The sequence below is a fragment of the Veronia pacifica genome (assembly GCF_001707825.1).
Lineage (GTDB): Bacteria > Pseudomonadota > Gammaproteobacteria > Enterobacterales > Vibrionaceae > Veronia > Veronia pacifica.
Map to the genome: position 1 here is coordinate 249364 of NZ_LYBM01000002.1, position 19702 is coordinate 269065.

At 45.6% G+C, this 19702-nt stretch carries 14 protein-coding genes; 12 read left to right on the forward strand and 2 right to left on the reverse strand.

Going from position 1 to position 19702, the window contains the following annotated elements:
- Positions 1 to 3 precede the first annotated feature (3 nt).
- The 8 genes from A8L45_RS02615 (at position 4) to A8L45_RS02650 (ending at position 13352) form a co-directional block, all read left to right on the forward strand.
- Positions 4 to 1332 (forward strand): DUF1302 family protein, encoded by a 1329-nt coding sequence (locus A8L45_RS02615; RefSeq protein WP_068898908.1) that lies wholly within the window; start codon positions 4 to 6, stop codon positions 1330 to 1332.
- Positions 1333 to 1437: 105 nt separating this feature from the next.
- Positions 1438 to 3759, forward strand: a complete 2322-nt coding sequence (locus tag A8L45_RS02620) for an efflux RND transporter permease subunit (protein WP_068898910.1) — start codon at positions 1438 to 1440, stop codon at positions 3757 to 3759.
- 30 nt (positions 3760 to 3789) lie between these two features.
- Positions 3790 to 4584 (forward strand): outer membrane lipoprotein-sorting protein, encoded by a 795-nt coding sequence (locus A8L45_RS02625; RefSeq protein WP_068898912.1) that lies wholly within the window; start codon positions 3790 to 3792, stop codon positions 4582 to 4584.
- A gap of 13 nt (positions 4585 to 4597) precedes the next feature.
- A complete protein-coding gene (locus tag A8L45_RS02630) occupies positions 4598 to 5851 on the forward strand; it encodes a hypothetical protein (protein WP_083228161.1) in 1254 nt (417 codons plus the stop codon).
- A 444-nt stretch (positions 5852 to 6295) separates the two neighbouring features.
- Positions 6296 to 8620, forward strand: a complete 2325-nt coding sequence (locus tag A8L45_RS02635) for an efflux RND transporter permease subunit (protein WP_068898913.1) — start codon at positions 6296 to 6298, stop codon at positions 8618 to 8620.
- Between the two features lie 412 nt (positions 8621 to 9032).
- Complete coding sequence (locus A8L45_RS02640; RefSeq protein WP_068898915.1) at positions 9033 to 11384, forward strand: efflux RND transporter permease subunit; 2352 nt, start codon at positions 9033 to 9035, stop codon at positions 11382 to 11384.
- Positions 11381 to 12172 (forward strand): outer membrane lipoprotein-sorting protein, encoded by a 792-nt coding sequence (locus A8L45_RS02645; protein ID WP_139122288.1) that lies wholly within the window; start codon positions 11381 to 11383, stop codon positions 12170 to 12172. The genes A8L45_RS02640 and A8L45_RS02645 overlap by 4 nt, the downstream gene beginning before the upstream one ends.
- A gap of 10 nt (positions 12173 to 12182) precedes the next feature.
- Positions 12183 to 13352: a hypothetical protein gene (locus tag A8L45_RS02650; protein ID WP_068898928.1), complete on the forward strand. Its 1170-nt coding sequence runs from the start codon at positions 12183 to 12185 to the stop codon at positions 13350 to 13352.
- A 291-nt stretch (positions 13353 to 13643) separates the two neighbouring features.
- On the opposite strand, the gene A8L45_RS02655 is transcribed toward A8L45_RS02650, so the two are convergent.
- Positions 13644 to 14543: a DUF72 domain-containing protein gene (locus tag A8L45_RS02655; RefSeq protein ID WP_068898930.1), complete on the reverse strand. Its 900-nt coding sequence runs from the start codon at positions 14541 to 14543 to the stop codon at positions 13644 to 13646.
- Between the two features lie 295 nt (positions 14544 to 14838).
- Here A8L45_RS02655 and aspS point away from each other — a divergent pair, with 295 nt between their 5' ends.
- The 4 genes from aspS to A8L45_RS02675 all read left to right on the forward strand — a co-directional run bounded on the left by aspS (position 14839) and on the right by A8L45_RS02675 (position 18900).
- Complete coding sequence (aspS, locus tag A8L45_RS02660) at positions 14839 to 16620, forward strand: aspartate--tRNA ligase (protein WP_068898932.1); 1782 nt, start codon at positions 14839 to 14841, stop codon at positions 16618 to 16620.
- 184 nt (positions 16621 to 16804) lie between these two features.
- A complete protein-coding gene (locus A8L45_RS02665; RefSeq protein ID WP_068898934.1) occupies positions 16805 to 17551 on the forward strand; it encodes a YebC/PmpR family DNA-binding transcriptional regulator in 747 nt (248 codons plus the stop codon).
- 7 nt (positions 17552 to 17558) lie between these two features.
- The gene (gene ruvC / locus A8L45_RS02670; RefSeq protein ID WP_068898936.1) at positions 17559 to 18080 is read left to right on the forward strand and encodes a crossover junction endodeoxyribonuclease RuvC; all 522 of its coding nucleotides are present in this window, start codon (positions 17559 to 17561) and stop codon (positions 18078 to 18080) included.
- Positions 18081 to 18294: 214 nt separating this feature from the next.
- Positions 18295 to 18900 (forward strand): isochorismatase family protein, encoded by a 606-nt coding sequence (locus A8L45_RS02675; RefSeq protein WP_083228163.1) that lies wholly within the window; start codon positions 18295 to 18297, stop codon positions 18898 to 18900.
- 63 nt (positions 18901 to 18963) lie between these two features.
- On the opposite strand, the gene A8L45_RS02680 is transcribed toward A8L45_RS02675, so the two are convergent.
- The gene (locus tag A8L45_RS02680; protein ID WP_068898937.1) at positions 18964 to 19443 is read right to left on the reverse strand and encodes a DUF2780 domain-containing protein; all 480 of its coding nucleotides are present in this window, start codon (positions 19441 to 19443) and stop codon (positions 18964 to 18966) included.
- Positions 19444 to 19702: the final 259 nt, after the last annotated feature.

Here is a 19702-nt window from a genome sequence, read left to right on the forward strand (position 1 = left end):
ATAATGAAAAAATTGTGCGCGTTACTCACAGTAATGATGCTTTATATACCCACAGCGAAAAGCCTTGAGGCTTCCGCTGAGTTATCGTTCGAAACCCGACAATTTTTTTCAAGTGGTGAAAGTCGAAAAGAAGATGGCCAGTATTCAATAGCATTCAAGCCCTCATTATTCTGGGCGAGCGAAGAGGGCGGCCACACTCTGGTATGGACATCGATGTTTCGTGCAGATTCATTAGACAGAAACCGCTCTCATATCGACCTCCGTGAAGCCTATTATCAAAATACCTTCGATTTCGACAATGCTGAAATGACACTCAAGGTTGGTGCGGCTCAGGTTTTCTGGGGGGTAACAGAGACGCAGAATATCGTTGACGTGATCAATCAATCGGATCGTGTGGATGCGGTTTTCGATGAAAAACTGGGGCAACCGATGATCAATACTAACTTCGATACGGAGTTGGGTTACTTTGAATTTTATTTAATGCCCTATTTCCGGGAAAGGACCTTCGCAAGTGAGGATGGAAGGCTCGGGTTACCCGGCCTGAAAACAGATGCGCTCTACCAATCGAGTCGCGGTGCGAGAGAGTTGGATACGGCCTTTCGGTATTCCTATAGCTTCGATACATGGGATGTTGGACTGAGTTATTTTCACGGCACTAACCGCCAACCCTTTTTTGCCGCTCAAGTGTCGTTGTCAGATGAATTCCCGCCTCAGATTCCACTTAGACCTGATTTAGCATTACTGCCTTTCTATGCCGAAATGGAACAGGTCGGCCTTGAATTGCAGGCATTTTCAGGCGACTGGACTTGGAAATTGGAGGCTATTTACCGAGACAGTATTATTCATCACACCGCAGTGACAGCAGGGTTCGAGTATCCGTTTGTGGGTATCGCCGGAGGTGATTCAGAAGCCATCATGTTTGTTGAATATCTCTACGATACGCGCAAGCCAATGGGGCCTGTTGACGTCGTACTGGATGACAATACAAGGTTAATACTTCAAATCGCAGATACCTTTTTCGGTGCGCCCATTCCCATTGATACCTCAGGTCAAGACAGAAAGCTGAGCCCTACATTTGCCCAAAATGATATTTCGACTGGTTTCCGTTGGGCATTAAATGATCTGAACGGAACGGAGATTCGAGCTGGCGTGATTGTCGATTTGGACAACCCATCGTCAAATGTCATTACGCTTGAGGCATCTTCTCGCATCAATGAAGACTTTAAATGGGAAGTATCCTCGTTAATTTTCAACACTGATAACGAGGAAGACCTAATCAGTCCACTAAAAGACGAGGATTATATTCAACTTCTCTTAACTTATTACTTCTGAGGCAAACACAGAGCATTAAGCATGAGACGCTAATAAACATAGATTTGTAAAAACGACGAGGGAGAGGAATCGGGTGTTTAGACCGAAAGAATACAGGCTACTTTCATGAATAGGCTTTCGCAATGGTCGATTGTTCATCCTGTTTGGTGTATTGGCATTGCGCTTTTCTTCGTCTTGTTCGCCTCGATTGGCGCAAAGAACCTCTACTTTCGTGGCGATTATAAGGTGTTCTTTGAGCAAGACGATCCAAAGATGTTGGCTTACCAAAACGAAACGGCGACATATAGCAACGCTGACGGTCTGATAATCGTTCTTTCCCCCGCTGACGGGAATATTTTTACCAAGAAAAATCTCTCTCTCATCAGAGAGCTTACCGAGTCTGCATGGCTTATTCCATACAGTAACCGAGTGAGCTCCGTCACCAACTACCAACACACGTCGGCTGAAGATGATGATTTAGTGGTAGAAGATTTAGTCCCAGATTATCGACCGCTTAATGCCAAGCGCATTGATTACATACGGCGTATTGCTTTGTCTCAGCCAGAAGTGAGTGGTGCATTAGTTTCTGTTAGGGGAGACGTTGCGGCGATATCTGTCAGTATGTTTTTAAAAGATGGGGATCAGACAGGTCAGTTTTATGAAGCGACAAGGTATGTTGAACGTCTGTTAGATGACATCAAGAAAACGCATCCTGATGTTGAATTTCATCTAATCGGGAACGCAGCAATCAACACCGCTTTTTTTGAGGCAGCGACCAGTGATGCGACTACACTGATTCCACTGATGTTTATCACTGTTACCCTTTTTCTAACATTTATGCTGGCTTCGTGGCGGTTAATGTTAGCTACCTTACTGATCATTATCACCACCAACACAGCGACTCTTGGCTTACTGGGATGGTATGGACATTATTTGACAAACGGTACGGTAAATATCCCTACGTTGCTAATGACCCTTGCGATAGCCGATTGTGTGCATGTGATCACCACATATGTTCATGCTTTGAGGGAGGGAAAACAGAAAGTTGAAGCGTTGACTGACAGTTTGTCGCTGAATTTCATGGCGCTGCTAATAACGTCAGTCACGACAGCAATTGGTTTTTTGACTATGAATGCCTCGACATCACCGGTACTCAGCGAATTCGGTAATCTCGCTGCCATCGGGGTCATGATCGCATTCATTCTCTCGATTACTTTGCTGCCCGCGATACTGGTCCTACTCCCGGCTGACAGCTTTCATGGGAAAAAAGCTCAGCAGGGCAAAATAATGGTGAGATTGGCAGATAGCGTGATCACCCATCATAAAAAATTGCTGCCAATAGGTGCCGTGGTTGTATTGCTGAGTGCATTTGCTTTGCTGAAAAATGAGATAAATGACAATCCAGTGCAGTACTTCGATTCTGATAATTCCTTCAGACAATCAGCAGAGTACACAGAAAAACGACTGAGCGGCATGGCACGTATTGGGGTGTCGGTCAGTTCGGGTAAACCCCAGGGGATCACAGAGCCTGAGTTTCTTCGACACATAGAGGAATTTACTGATTGGGCAAGACAGCAACCTGAGATTGATCATGTCTCAAGCATCACAGATATCTTCAAACGTTTAAACCGCGATATGCACGGTGGAGATACTGAATATGATCGACTACCTCCCGACTCGGCGCTGGCTGCCCAGTATTTGTTGCTGTTTGAGCTCTCGTTGCCCTACGGACTCGATCTTACCAATCAACTGAATATTGATAAGTCATCAACGCTTGTTTCTCTTATCGTAAAGAATTTGGGAAGCAAAGAGCTGGTTGCCCTGGAGAGCAGAATAAATGAATGGTTCTCCAGCCATACTTCTTCCTGCACTAAGTGCACTGTGTCTATCACGGGTACGTCACTCATGTTTGCCCATATTGGCGAGACCAACATGATCAGTATGTTACAAACTTTACCCGTCGTACTTGTGTTGATTTCTCTGCTGCTTATTTTTGCCTTGCGTTCTCTCCGGCTCGGAGTGATCAGTATTCTGCCAAACGCCATCCCTGCTGTGATTGGTTTTGGTTTTTGGGGGATGATTTCAGGTGAAATCAATCTTGGGTTATCCGTTGTCACCACCCTGACACTTGGCATAGTAGTGGACGATAGCGTGCACTTTTTAACCAAGTATCGCTATGCACGTCTCAAAGGCGACGATGTTGAACAAGCTATCCGTTTTGCTTTTGAAACCGTTGGACGTGCACTTTGGGTCACAACATTGGTTTTAGTCGCCGGTTTTTCTGTACTTGCTTCATCCAGTTTTCGGGTAAATGCAGATATGGGCACTATGAGTGCTATTGTTATTTTTATCGCGCTGGTGGTCGACTTTCTATTACTACCAGCGGCTTTATTACTATTTGACCGTCAATCTTATTCATTAAAGGGTCAAAGGGAAAATAGTGCCTGAGGTGATCAGGTCTTTATTTAAGGAGGGGAAATGAAAGTATCAGTAAATCCAATAGCGATAGGTTTTTTTATCGCTGCCACAATAGGCTTTTCTGCGCAGGCTTATGCTGACGGCGGGAAAGGCTTGGATATTGCTAAAGAAATGAAAACCCGTAGCCAAGGGTGGGGAGACAGTGCGTCTCAATTAGTTATGGAGTTGAGAACAGCCAATGGCGACAGCAGCGTTCGTAAACTCAGGGTAAAAAGCCTCGAAGTTCAGGACGATGGTGACAAAGGTATGACTATTTTTGACGAACCCAAAGATGTTCGTGGAACTGTCTTCCTTACCTATAGCCATGTCAACAAACCGGATGATCAGTGGCTTTATTTGCCTGCGTTAAAACGTGTTAAACGCATTGCATCGAGAAACAAGTCGGGTCCTTTTATGGGCAGTGAATTTGCTTATGAGGACTTAAGTTCATTCGAACTTAATAAATACTCTTTCACCTATTTGAGAGATGAGAAAGTTGGTGGTGTGGATTCTTTTGTCGTTGAACAAATCCCGACAGATCAATTCTCTGGTTATACCAAGCAAATTGTGTGGGTTGGAAAAGAGCATTATCGAATTCAGAAAGTCGAGTTCTATGATCGCAAAAAGACCTTGCTCAAAACACTGAAAACCAGTGATTACAAGCAACACCTTGATAAATACTGGCGAGCACACAGGCTTGAAATGACTAATCATCAAACAGGCAAAAGCACTGTTCTCACAACGGACTCCATCACGTTCAACAACGGCTTGAAAGCGTCAGATTTTTCTAAGTCAAGTCTTCGACGTGTGAGATAAGAGGCGAGGTTGAATGCTGAAGCCTTCACATTCTGTTGTTCTTTTTATATGCCTGCTGTTCAATCAGCAGGCCTACGCCTTTTTATTTGGCGCTGAGCTGAGAGGAAATATTACACTTGAACATCGGCAATTCTTTCATGAGGGCAGCCTCAATCAGGGGACAGCCCAAAGCTCATTGATATTGAACCCTGAGTTGTACTTTAAAAGTGACGACGGTAATACCAGCTTCACTTATGAACCCCGCAACCGTTTTGATCGCTTAGATGATGGTCGAAATCAGATGGATCTCAGGCAAGGGTTATTTCAGTATCATAAAAACAACTTTGGTACTCGTGTTGGGGTCGGCCAAACCTTTTGGGGTGTGATGGAGTCAGTCAATATCGTAGATGTCATTAACCAAACCGATGCGGTTGATACCTTCGATGGCAGTGAGAAGCTTGGTCAGCCCATGTTAAACATCATTATTGACTCCGAATATGGCACCCTCGACAGTTATTATTTACCGTATTTTCGAGAACGTTCTTTTGCTGGCTACCAAGGCAGGTTGGCATTTCCGGGACTCGCAAATCAGGGGGCTAATTTTGAATCTGGTCTCGACGAGTATAAAGGCGATTTTGCCTTTAGATTTAGCCAGATTTACGGCGCTTGGGATCTAGCACTGAGCGTATTTCATGGAACCAGTCGTGAACCGTATTACACCATCAATGGCAAGCTGATGACATCTCGTCAACCGGGTGAATCTATCATTCCGTCAAAAGCCATTAATATTGCACCTTTCTATGCCCAAATGACGCAATATGGCGTGGAGTCTCAGTACGCTATTGGGGATTGGTTGCTTAAGTTAGAGGCCGTCTATCGCAAGTGTAAAGCAGACCATACGGCAGTGACTCTGGGCACGGAATATCAGCTCTACGGACTTGAGGAATATATTGGTCTTGAGCTTGATGGTCATGAACTCACTGTTTATGGCGAGTATCTCTATGATTCACGGGGAGATCGGGCTTTCACCTTGTTTCAGAATGATATTTTCCTGGGTCTGAATTGGAATCTGCATGACTTCAGAAATACCGAATTCCAAATTGGCCTGTTCCAAGACACGACAGATATAGAATCGCGAATATGGCAGCTTGAGGTATCATCACGGATCATTACGGATTGGAAATGGTCGCTGTCAGGTCATATTTTCGATAGCCAGTCACCAGATGATGCATTGTACAGACTACGAGAAGACGATTTCGTCCAATTCGGGATTAGCTACTTTCTCTAGATTCTCATCATTTGGTCGCGTTTATTTTCAGCTGCATTAATACACCTTACCTAGGATTCTCAATAACTGCCCATTATAGGTTTTACCAACGACTGGTGGGGAGAACAATACAAACCGATTTTCTTTGTAAATTATTGTTTTAAATTCATAATATTTATCAATATACATTATTTCTCTTGCTATCCCTTCCGCTAATCTATTCGCACTGTATCAATTCTAATAAGTTCTAAATAAAGTACCCACCTAATATGAAAAATAGTCTACCATCGGTGAAAAATAAAAAATGACGAAACGTCATAAATGGTGTTTATACAAGACTTCATAACGCCTTTTCAATTGCACATGGTTGTCCGAAAAGGCTTTTTAATTTATCTGCGCATGTTTAGGGAATCAGAGGAATGAGTCTCGGGGTTAGTCTCTGAGATCTTCTGAAAGGGAGGAGTTATGAAAGAAAAGTTATTAGCATGGCCAGTCAATAGTCCATGGTGGTTTATTTTGTTTTCACTATGTCTGGTAATGCTTGCATCGTTTGGTAATAAAGATTTGTACTTTAATGCTGACTATAAAATATTTTTTGATGATGGTGATCCTCAGCTTTTGGCGCATGAAAAAATAGAAGGTCAGTTTTTAAAGTCTGACAGTCTTGGTATTTTGGTCGCGCCTGAAAATAAGAATATATTTACAAAGGATAACCTCCTCCTTATAAGAGAAATCACTGAGAGAGCCTGGCTAACTCAATATGTTAGCCGGGTAGACTCAATCACCAATTATCAACTCACCTCAGGTGAAGGCGATGACCTTATTGTTGAAGACCTCGCGCCGGATTACCTTCCTCTGGATAAAAAGAGAATTGCATATATCCGTGAACAAGCCTTAAGTGAACCCAGAATCAATGGATCTCTGGTGTCTAATGAGGGTGAGGTAGCCATCATTAATATTACCTTTAACACTCCTGAAGGATATCCAACCAAAATGGTCACTGATACGGCCAAGTTATACCGGGATCTTTTTGAGGAGATGGGGAAAAAATATCCCGGCGTTGAGTTCCATATGGTCGGTATTGTGGCGCTAAACATCGCTTTTACTGAAGCGGCCATTTCTGATGCCAGCTCACTCAATCCGCTTATGTTCGCCGCTATCGTGGTCTTTTTGGCGCTTATGCTCAAATCGTGGCGGTTTGTTTTAATGACATTGGTTGTCATAACAACCTCTATTGCATCAACAATGGGGCTACTTGGCTGGCTCGGGCACTATCTGTCTACTGCAACGGTGAATGTGCCGACTGTGGTTATGACGCTGGCCGTTGCCGATTGTGTCCATGTTATCGTTTCATATATCGGTGCCAGGCAGGAGGGAGAAGGGCACAAACAGGCCATTATCAGCAGTGTCAGCCTTAATCTTATGGCTCTGTTAATAACTTCTGTAACAACAGCTGTGGGCTTTTTGATGCTCAACGCGTCTGAATCTCCTGTACTGAGAGAGTTTGGTTCGCTGACATCGGTGGGTATTATTATTGCCTTCATTTTATCAGTGACCTTATTACCCGCATTAATGTTTCTGCTGCCCGAGAGAGACGAGAAATTTAGCCAATACAACTACAGTCAGTCGATGACAGGTTTAGCTGACTGGGTAATAAAATATAAGGTCTGGATCCTGCCTTTCGGCATCATGTCGATCCTCGTCTCTACGTGGTTGATGTTTCAAAATAAAATTGAGGATAAACAATTTGAATACTTCAGCCATGAGTATGACTTTAGGCAGGCTGTCGATCTAGCTGAAGAAAAATTAAGTGGTTCGACTCTCGTTAATATTTCAGTGAATTCTGGAAAAGAAAACGGCATCACAGATCCAGAATTTTTAGAGACGGTGGCTCGCTTTACCGCCTGGTTGAATGAGCAACCAGAGGTCGGCCATGTGTCGAGTATTACTGATACGTTTAAGCGACTGAATAAAAACATGCATAACGATGATGACAGTTATTACCGTTTGCCGGAACAAAAGGATCTGGCATCACAATATCTACTGTTGTATGAAATGTCCCTGCCTTATGGTCGTGATTTAAATAATGAAATCAATATTGATAAATCAGCAGTGAAGTTATCTGTGACTGTAAAAAATGTCAGCAATGTCGAGTTGATTGCCTTCGAAAACAGGGTGTATCAGTGGCTGGAAGATAACTCGCCGAGCAGCAGTGTGTTGGCGTCGAGTATATCCCTGATGTTCGCCCATGTTGGCGAAGTGAATTTGAGCAGTATGGTGAAAACCTTGCCAGTGACCTTAGTCGTTATTTCTGGACTGCTTATTTTTGCGCTGCGCTCGCTAAGGCTAGGGGTGATGAGTTTAGTGCCCAATATTGCTCCCGCTATACTGGGGTTTGGTCTCTGGGCTCTGGTATCAGGTGAAATCAATCTTGGGCTGTCTGTGGTTGTCAGTATGACTCTGGGAATTGTCGTTGATGATGCGGTGCATTTTCTTACCAAATATCGTTACGCAAGGATACAGGGACGGGATGTGGAAGACGGCGTTCGTTATGCCTTTAACACGGTAGGGCGTGCGTTATGGATCACGACAGTTGTTCTGGTTGTTGGTTTTGGCATTCTTGCCACGTCTGATTTTCGGGTTAACTCAGACATGGGGTTATTGAGTGCGATTGTTATATTTATCGCATTGGTTGTCGATTTCACCATTTTACCCGCTGCATTGCTGATCTTTGACCGCAAGTCTTATGTCGCCAGCTTCCAAATGGAGCAACAAAACATCTCTCATTGAGGTAACAGCTGTAATGTTCCCGGACAAACTTCTGATGAAGTAAGGTCTGGGAGCATTTCCTTATCTTTTTTCATCAGAAAGTCTATTTTTGATTAAGCTTAAAAAGTGAAGTAGCGAGATAAGCCGTGAAGTATCTCGCTAATTTTTTCCGATAATTTTCAGACGCAAAATTTAATCCTTTTAACTGATCAAAGATTGCCCTATTATGACGATGTGTCAAAAAATGACGATTCGTCATAATGAAGGGTGTTGGTTGAGTAATCGGCATTTTCTTTCGTAGGGCGATAAGGCACTAAAAACTTGTTATTAATGATATTTTTTCGGTTTTCAACGCGTTGAATAAAAGATAAATACGCTGTGAACATAGGTGAGTAGGGGCTGCTTACTGTCATCGTGTCACATGGAGATTGTGATGAAAGAGAAATTTTTACAATGGCCAGTCAATCGAGCGTGGTGGTTTTTATGCCTCACTATGTTGGTGGTTATACTGGCTTCAATTGGTAATAAAGATCTCTATTTTAGAGGTGATTACAAAATATTTTTTGATGAGGGTAATCCTCAGTTATTGGCATTTGAAAAGCTGGAAAATAGCTTTGCCAAAACAGACACTATGGCGATTGTTGTCGCACCAAAAGACAACAATATATTCACGGAATCCACCCTGCAGTTGATCAGAGAAATGACAGACAGGGCCTGGCAAACGCCTTTCGCCTCTCGCGTTGATTCTATCGCCAATTATCAGCATACCACCGCCGAGGATGACGACCTTGTTGTCGAAGATCTGGTGCCTGATTATTATCCTCTTACTGAGCAGCGTTTAGCCTATGTACGCAACATTGCACTTAATGAGCCACGGCTTACAGGGTTAATTATTTCTCCCGCTGCTGATGTCACCATGATCAATATTACCTTACAGCTGTCGGATGGGGATCAAACCAATGAGGTATATGAGGTAACAGAATTTGGCCGTCAGTTGATGGCAGAAATGAAAACCGCCTACCCCAATGTTGATTTCTACATGACAGGTGCCGTTGCCCTTGATCGCGCGTTTGCTGAAGCGGCTATGGAGGACGGTAATACCCTGATCCCCATGATGTTCGTGGCAATACTGATTTTGCTCACCATTATGTTGAGGTCATGGCGATTTGTTTTCGCCACCTTATTAGTGATTGCGGCATCAATCACTACCACCATGGGTTTATTGGGATGGATTGATCACTATTTGACAAATGGGACGGTCAATGTCCCGACGGTTGTCATGACGCTTGCTGTTGCAGATTGTGTTCATGTGATCGTGTCTTATATCAGTATCAGGCGGGAGGGTAAGGCGCATAAACCTGCCATTATTGAGAGCCTGAGTATGAACTTTATGGCGCTTTTAATCACTTCTGTCACCACGGCATTCGGATTTTTGATGATGAATGCATCTGCCTCACCTGTGTTACGCGAGCTCGGAACTTTGACGGCAATAGGTGTAATGATTGCCTTCTTACTCTCCGTGACCTTGCTACCCGCACTATTGACGTTACTGCCCGAAAGGAAGGGAAGTAGCAATGCCCAGCAGGCACCAAACAAGGCGATGTTAACACTGGCCGATCTGGTTATTCGTTACCATAAAATGATCTTGCCGACTGGCATTGTTGTGATCATATTGTCGGCAGTTATGCTGTTGCAAAATCAGGTGAATGATGAGCCTTTTGAGTATTTTGATAAAAATAGCTCGTATCGGACCGCTATTGATTTTATTGATGAAAAATTAAGTGGCAGTACCAATATAAGTATTGGGATTGATTCAGGCGAAGAGAGCGGTATCAATGATCCTGCCTTCCTGCGTACTCTCGATACTTTTACTCTATGGCTTAATCAACAGCCCGAAATTGATCATGTTGCCAGCCTGTCTGATACCTTCAAAAGGTTGAATAAAAATATGCATGGTGACGATGCTGCCTACTACAAGTTGCCTGATAACAAAGAATTGGCAGCTCAGTATCTGCTGTTGTATGAAATGTCCTTACCTTACGGCCTCGACCTTAACAATGAACTCAACATCGACAAATCGGCAGTAAAAATGTCACTGACGCTGGCCAATCTTGGCAGTAAAGAATTGGTTGAGTTCGAACAACGGGTGTATCAGTGGTTTCAAGATAATGCACCGCAATATCAGGTAATTGCCTCAAGTCCCTCCCTAATGTTTGCCCATGTCGGGGAAAATAACATGGGCAGTATGTTGAAAACACTCCCCATCACGTTAATCGTTATTTCCACATTGTTGGTGTTCGCCTTGCGTTCACCCCGGCTGGGGGTATTAAGCCTTATTCCGAATATTGCACCTGCAGTATTGGGCTTTGGTCTCTGGGCGCTGATATCGGGTGAAATCAATCTTGGTTTATCAGTTGTTGTCTCTATGACCATGGGGATAGTGGTCGATGATGCGGTTCATTTTTTGACTAAATACCGTTACGCGAGACTTCGTGGTGACAACGTTGAGGCAGGAATTCGCTACGCCTTTTCTACTGTAGGCTGGGCATTGTGGGTGACTACAGTCGTTTTAGTGGTCGGATTCTCCATTCTTGCGAGCTCAGACTTCCGGATCAATGGTGACATGGGCATGTTAAGCGCCTTAGTCATATTCATAGCGCTTATGGTCGATTTCACCATTCTGCCCGCTGCCTTACTCATATTTGATCGCAAACCTTATCGAAGAAAAACTGACGGCTTACCAAAGTCAGTAGTCTCACACACAATTAAAGGATTAAACCCATGAAAAATCGTCAGTCAGTGATGTTAATTGGTGCCATGGTTGTTGGCCTGATCACATCATCAACGGTATTTGCGGATAGCGACAAGGGATATCAGATCGCAGCAGAACGGAAGCAGCGTGATGCAGGGTGGGGTGACAGCGTGGCGCAGTTGAGTATGGAGCTGACGAATGCCAACGGGAATACCAGTAGCCGTAAGCTGAGAATAAAGTCGCTTGAAGTCATCAATGATGGCGATAAAGGACTGACAATATTTGATGAGCCGAAAGATGTGCGTGGCACTGTTTTTCTGAGCTACTCACACAGCACAGAGCCAGATGATCAGTGGATATTTTTACCCGCTCTGAAGCGGGTAAAGAGAATCGCGTCAAGAAACAAGTCTGGCCCTTTCATGGGTAGTGAGTTCGCTTATGAGGATTTGAGTTCTTTTGAGCTGGAGAAATACACATTCAATTATCTGCGAGATGAGACGCTCAATGGGCAGGAGGTCTTCGTTGTTGAACAGGTGCCAACAGACAAATTTTCTGGTTATTCCAGTCAGTTGGTCTGGATGGATAAAGTGCATTACCGGCCTCTAAAAGTCGAGTTCTACGATCGAAGGAAAAACCACCTGAAAACCCTGACGTTCAAAGATTATCAGCAGTATCTGGATAAATTCTGGCGTCCGAGTGAGCTGGTTATGATTAATCATCAGAATAAGAAGATGACCCGCCTGATGACTGAGAACCTGACATTCGATAACGGATTAACTGAGCGGGACTTCAGTAAATCAAGTATCAAGCGTGCGAGATAAGGAGGTAGGGATGCGTTGCTCCATCATCGCAAGCGCGTTAATTATAGCTTCAGCACCTCTGGGCGCAGTTGAGTTCCAGGGAGAGCTCGGCATCGATCATCGGTATTTTACTGAAAAGGGGCAGTTTGGACAGGGACAAAATCAAACGTCGTTTTCAATTTCCCCAGAGCTTTACTGGGAAAATAATGATGGTGATGTGAGCTTTCTGTTCAAGCCTTTTTATCGTCGTGACAATCTTGATGGCGCGAGAAGTCATGGTGATATCAGAGAAGCGATGCTGACTTATTACAGTGATAACTATGAATGGAAAGCCGGTATCGGCAAGGTTTTTTGGGGAGTAACAGAATCTCAACACCTTGTGGATGTCATTAACCAGAGCGACTTTGTTGAATCAATTGATGGAGAGGTCAAGCTCGGTCAGCCGATGCTGAGTCTTGGGGCGGAAACTGAGACAGGATTCTGGGAGGTATTCGTGCTGCCCTATTTCCGTGAACGAACTTATGCTGACAAAGAAGGGCGTCTCTCACTTCCGGGTTTTGCTGAGCTGACGACCCGTTATGAGTCCAGTCGTGAAGAGCAACATACCGATATTGCTGTTCGTTATACTACCTCTTTCGGTGATACAGACCTCGGCCTGAGTGCTTTCAAGGGCACCAATCGCGACCCGTTTTTACAACCAAGTGTCGTAAATGGGCAGGTAGTGCCGAGCTTGTATTACGCGCAAATGACCCAGTTTGGTGTTGATTTACAAACCATAACAGGCAGTTGGTTATGGAAGCTTGAGGCCATCACACGAGATAGCCTTGAAAATCATCATGCGCTGGTTGCAGGGTTTGAGTACAGCATGGTGACAGATACCGGATACGACGTAGGCCTTTTGGCGGAATATCTCTATGACGACCGGGACGGCAAGAATCAGGTGATTTGGCAGAATGACATCTTCGCGGGTATCCGCTGGGCACTGAACGATGTTGACGGTACAGAATTACTGGTCGGTGGAACCGTCGATACAGAAGACAGTGATTCAACCATGTTGAGTGTAGAAGCCAGTGGCAGAATAAATAATAGTCTGAGCTGGAACCTGACGGCAGGCCTTTTCAATAGCAGTGATCCCACCGATCCACTGGTGTCGTTAAAGCAGGATGATTATGTCGAACTGGGTTTACGTTACTACTTCTGAACTGGCCCTTGTTCAACCTGTTCTCTCGCATTTTTGGTGTAAAAAAAGGCTGCAATATCCTGCAGCCTTGTACTGAATGTGACCTATTTCAGTCGGAATGGAGCTAAAAAATCCTATCCATGTGATAAATTCTCTTTAGGAACGCTCACAAGATGAGACAAGTCATCTAAGAAGCACCGAAATAATAACGAATTCCGTTTTTAGCCATTCACACCAAAAGATAACTTTTTATCAACCTTTCATTTTTAATGAAAAAACAAGCCAAAAATTAGCCAATTTTTCCCTGCCAAATTACAACAAACTGAGTTGATCACCGTCGTCGTTCGGTTTCAAGCTGGCGAGTGTCGGAAGGCTCAGTTGTTGTGACAATTGGCGATAAAAGTGTTGAGCTAACTCAGGTGCCTCGGTGTTATCGGCTGTGTGGATCATCAGATACGGATTTTTGCCTGCCTCAATCCATTCCGTCAGCTTGGTTAACCAAGGAGAAAAAAACGAATCGTTACGCTCAAGAGTGGGGTCGCCAATAAAGCGCACCATAGGTGTGTGATGAGTGGAAATAGCGTGCACTTTCACTCTGGGCTTTTTTTGCTGGGCATCGACCAGTGCAGGTGTATCGGCTTTCACTGCAAATACAGGTCGTGAATCCATAATGATTCTATCCACCCGTTTTTCCATTAATAATGCGTTCAGCGCTTTCTCCTCATCGCCTTTTGCAAAAAAGGCAGGGTGGCGAACTTCAACACCCAGGTGGAATCCTTGTGGCATGCCTGCGAGAAAATTTTTCAGTGCCACGAGAGATTCCGGTCCAAACGTAGCGGGAAGCTGGATGGTCCACATACCCACTCTTTCATGAAGCGGTGACATGAGTGAGAGGAATTCACTGACCATGGCGTCAGCATGCTTGAGCATCAACTGATGCGTAACCGCCTTGGGAAACTTAAACGTGAAGCGAAATTGTTCGTTCGTTGCCGCTCTCCAGTTCGCGACCGTCGCCGGGGAGGGGCTGGCGTAGAACGTGGTATTTCCCTCTACGGTGTTAAACACCTCAGCGTATCGTGCAAGGCGCTCACCGGATTTTGTCCCTGGCGGATAAAACTTACGCTGCCAGTCATTGTGCGACCACTGGGTAAGACCGAGCCGAATAGGTGGTGAAGGGTGGGTGTCTAACGTTATGTCCGGGCTGGAATCCATCTCTTGCCTGAGTATTAAGAGTGAGAACGAGAGTCTCATTCTGGGCGTTAGAGACTATTGCGGTCAAGTGGTGATGGTTTTTTGTCCGAACGCAGGCTTTTCCCGCAATTCATGGTTCTCTGTTTACTCAGCAGCAGATTTTTCCTTTATAATGCGACGTCATTTTGGTATCTCTGGTATTTGTCGGACGCAGCAGCGTCAAACAGACATCATTCGGCAAAATATGTCGTAACCAAACCGTATTTTTGCGCTCTTTTAGCGCAACCGGACAGTCAAAACAGATCGGGAATTTTCTATGCGCACCCAATATTGTGGTCACCTGAACAAAGCCCTTGCAGGGCAAACAGTGGAACTTTGCGGCTGGGTTAACCGTCGCCGAGATTTAGGCGGTCTTATCTTTATCGATATGCGAGATCGTGAAGGTATCGTTCAGGTGGTGATTGATCCGGATATGAAAGATGTGTTCGACGTGGCGAACCAGCTGCGTAACGAATTCTGCATCAAAATTACCGGTGAAGTCCGTGTCCGCCCTGACAGCCAGGTAAACAAAGACATGGCGACGGGTGAAGTCGAAGTGTTGGCCCGTGGTCTGGAAATTATCAACCGTGCTGAGCCGTTGCCTCTCGATTTTAATCAGAACAACTCAGAAGAACAGCGCCTGAAGCACCGCTACCTTGATCTGCGTCGTCCTGAAATGAGCGATCGCATCAAGCTGCGTGCAAAAGCGTCAAGCTTTGTGCGTCGTTTCCTGGATGATAACGGCTTCCTTGATATCGAAACCCCGGTACTCACCAAAGCAACGCCGGAAGGCGCACGTGACTACCTGGTGCCAAGCCGTGTTCATAAAGGTAAGTTCTACGCTCTGCCGCAATCACCACAGCTGTTTAAGCAATTGCTGATGATGTCTGGCTTTGATCGCTATTATCAAATCGTCAAGTGCTTCCGCGACGAAGACTTACGTGCCGATCGTCAGCCTGAATTCACCCAGATTGATATCGAAACTTCTTTCATGACCGCAGTTGACGTGCGAGCGAAGATGGAAGAAATGATCCGTAACATGTGGCAAGAGCTTCTTGACGTCGATTTGGGTGAATTCCCGATGATGACCTACGAAGAGGCGATGCGTCGTTTTGGTTCAGACAAGCCTGACCTGCGTAACCCGCTGGAGCTTGTTGATGTGGCTGACATTGTTAAAGATGTTGAGTTTAAAGTCTTCTCTGGTCCAGCCAACGATGCTAAAGGCCGTGTTGCGGTAATTCGCGTACCGGGCGGTGCAGCACTTTCCCGTAAGCAGATTGACGAGTACACCAAGTACGTTGGCATTTACGGCGCGAAAGGTCTGGCATGGATGAAGGTTAACGACCGTGCTGCAGGCCTTGAAGGTGTCCAGTCGCCTGTTGCTAAGTTCCTCAATGAGGACGTCGTCAACGCTATTCTTGATCGCACAGGCGCAGAATCTGGCGATATCATTTTGTTTGGCGCTGACAGTGCTAAGGTCGTGACTGAAGCAATGGGTGCGTTACGCCTGAAGCTGGGTAATGATCTTGAACTGACGGATACCAGCAAATGGGCACCGCTTTGGGTCGTTGACTGGCCGATGTTTGAAGATGATGACGAAGGCAATCTGCACGCGGTTCACCATCCATTCACTGCGCCGCTCAACATGACGCCAGAAGAGTTGAAAGCAAATCCGGCAGGTACTCTGTCAGATGCTTATGATATGGTGCTTAATGGCTATGAAGTAGGCGGTGGCTCTGTTCGTATCCATAATTCTGCAATGCAATCAGCGGTGTTTGACATTCTGGGTATCGAAGAAGCTGAGCAGCAGCAAAAGTTTGGCTTCCTGCTTGAAGCACTCAAGTATGGTACGCCACCACACGCAGGCCTGGCGTTTGGTCTCGACCGTTTGGTGATGCTGCTATGCGGTACGGAAAATATCCGTGACGTTATTGCCTTCCCGAAAACCACAGCTGCAGCTTGCTTGCTGACTGACGCACCAAGCGAAGCGAATCCAGCATCACTGGAAGAGCTGGCACTGACCATTACGGCCGCTCAGAAAGAGCAAAACGACGCTTAAGTCTCAAAACGCGTTGAAAATAAGGCCAGATACTCTGGCCTTATTTTATTTAAGGTAAACAGTGGCTTCTGTTTGCTATAAACAATAAGTCTATCAGTACAACCTCAGCATGATTTCGGGGCCGGGCTGGCCAACTTTTCTGCGCCAGAACAGGCACTCTGATTTGCTGATAATGGAGTGAATCATGGCAGGTCACAGTAAATGGGCCAACATCAAACACCGTAAAGCAGCGCAAGATGCAAAGCGCGGTAAAATCTTCACCAAACTGATCCGTGAAATCGTTGTATCGGCCAAAGAGGGCGGTGCCGAAACTGAAAACAACCCACGTTTACGTGCGGCAGTAGATAAAGCCCTATCGAATAATATGACCCGAGACACTGTGAATCGCGCTATTTCCCGCGGTGCAGGCGGTGAGGGCGATGAAAACATGGAGACTGTGATCTATGAAGGTTATGGTCCGGGTGGTACGGCGGTGATGGTGGAGTGCCTGACTGATAACCGTAACCGCACAGTGTCGGGTGTTCGTCATGCATTTTCAAAGGCAGGCGGTAACCTGGGCACGGATGGCAGTGTTAATTATCTGTTCGATAAAAAAGGCGTGATCTCATACGCACCGGGTCTGGATGAAGACGAGGTGATGGAAGCTGCGCTGGAAGGTGGCGCTGATGATGTCGAAACCAATGAAGATGGTTCGATTGACGTTTACACAACACCTGCTGACTTTGGACCAGTGAAAGATGCGCTGGATGGCGCAGGTCTGGAAGCTCAAAATGCTGAAGTGACACTGGTACCCTCTACTAAGGCTGATCTGGATGCTGATACAGCACCGAAATTACTTCGCCTTATTGATGCGTTAGAAGATCTTGATGACGTTCAAGAGGTTTACCACAACGGCGATATCTCTGACGAAGTTGCGGCAACACTGGGCTAAATATCAGATGGCAATTATTCTCGGGATAGACCCGGGTTCGCGGATCACAGGCTACGGCGTGGTCCGCCAGCAAGGTAGGCATTTGGAATATCTGGGCAGTGGATGTATCCGGACTGAATCAGACGATTTAGCCGGACGTCTGGGTCAGATCTATGCGGGCGTCAGTGAAGTGATCACCCAGTTTCAGCCGGATACCTTTGCTATTGAACAAGTGTTTATGGCCCGCAATGCCGACTCTGCTCTTAAGCTGGGTCAGGCACGCGGCAGCGCCATGGTGGCAGCGGTAAATGCGGGTTTGCCTGTTTCAGAGTATGCGGCGCGGCTTATCAAGCAGGCTGTGGTTGGGAAAGGCAGCGCAGATAAAAAGCAAGTGCAGCACATGGTGGTCCACATGCTTAAATTGGTTGCGACTCCACAGGCCGATGCCGCCGATGCCTTGGCGGTGGCAATTTGTCATGCCCACACCAACCATACCTTGGTAGCCATGGCAGGGCAGGCGTCTCGTGCCCGGCGAGGCAGATACTGCTGAATACTCAAATACCCTCTTCCAGCCAGTTCTCTTAACTGGCTGTTTTCTCTTCAATGGGGCGTTTAGTTATCCATTTTTGCTAATATACTGAGGTAACTTAATTCCCACACATACTTTCAGGTCGTTTGGATACATTACGTACACACAAATATAAGTATCCGGCGTTAAGCTGCAATTTAAGGGAACACGGTTATGCCGTTGTATTGGAGGTCTTGTGCAAAATAATAAGTTAATGTCGTCGAGCAGTAGTCTACTGCTTGTCATTGATGCGCAGAAAAAGCTGATGCCTGCGATTCATAATTCAGTATCAATTCTTCACCGTTCTGCGGTTCTGCTTGATGTGGCAAGACGTATGGCTATTCCCCGGGTGATCAGCGAACATTGCAGCAACAAAATTGGTTGTACACTTCCTTTTATTTCGTCTGTTGCCGGTGAACACCAGATCATTGATAAAACGCATTTCAGCGTGGCAGATGAACCCAATGCCATGAAGGACATCGCTGCATATGGCAAGCGTCAGTTGATCATCGTTGGGGCTGAGGCGCACATCTGTGTACTGCAAACTGCGATGGGGTTCGCCAGCGAGGGGTTTGAAGTCTTTCTGGTGAAAGATGCGATTGGCTCGCGCAACCCGGATCATGTCGATGAAGCGATTCAACGGGCTGCGCTATCAGGTATTCATACAGTGAATACTGAGATGGTTATTTTTGAGTGGTTACAACGGGCAGACTCGGAACAGTTCAAGCAGTCCTTACCCGTTATCAAGCGTTTATCATCATCGCCAGATAGCTTAGAAGCACTGGAACTCCTGTTCGGCTGAATGACGGTGTTGTACTCCCCAGACTATCACTCTGCTCATTTTTATTGGCGTGATTTTGCGTTGTTATTGCCAGATGTTTTTCAGTTCGCCCAATAATGCGCTGCTGGCTCCCTTTTCTCCGAGAAACTTCATGATGACCGGAGCAAACTGGCTGATCAGTGCTGGATCCAGTCCAAGGGAAGAGAACATTTTAGTGACGTCTGATCCACCACTAAGACCTGAGCTGTTCAACATCGATCCCAGACCAGCAGGTAGTCCGCCTGTTAGCCCGTCCATTCCGGGTATTAGTGTATTCAGTTCATTACTATTTTTATCACTCAGTTGTCCCAGCGCTTGTGTCAACATTGCACCAGCACCGCCAGCAGCCTGTTTCGAGTTGATACCGAGTTTTTGTGTCAACATATCTACCAAAGGGTTGGCCGCTGCTTGTTGTTCGCTTTTGTCCTTTTCGCCCATTAGGTCTGACATGTTAAAAGCACTCGCTGTGGTGCAAACAGAGAGCAGTGAAGCGGCCAATAACAAAGAGAGAGAGGGTTGTTTCATGAAGAACTCCTTTGATGAAGAAAGCCGATACCACATACCTCAACGTCAGTTTTTATTGCTTAGTCTCTGTCTGCGAAAGGTGGCGTGATACGGGTATGCGTGACATATATCTAAATAAAATTAAGAGAAATCAATCGCTCCCTATACTAAACGCCTGTTTGATCTTACTGAGTTCCACTTCTGCGATTTACTGTCAAGAGGCGTGTATATGGCTATTCTCAACGTGATATTTATTACTATGTCTTTGGGTTTTGCGAGA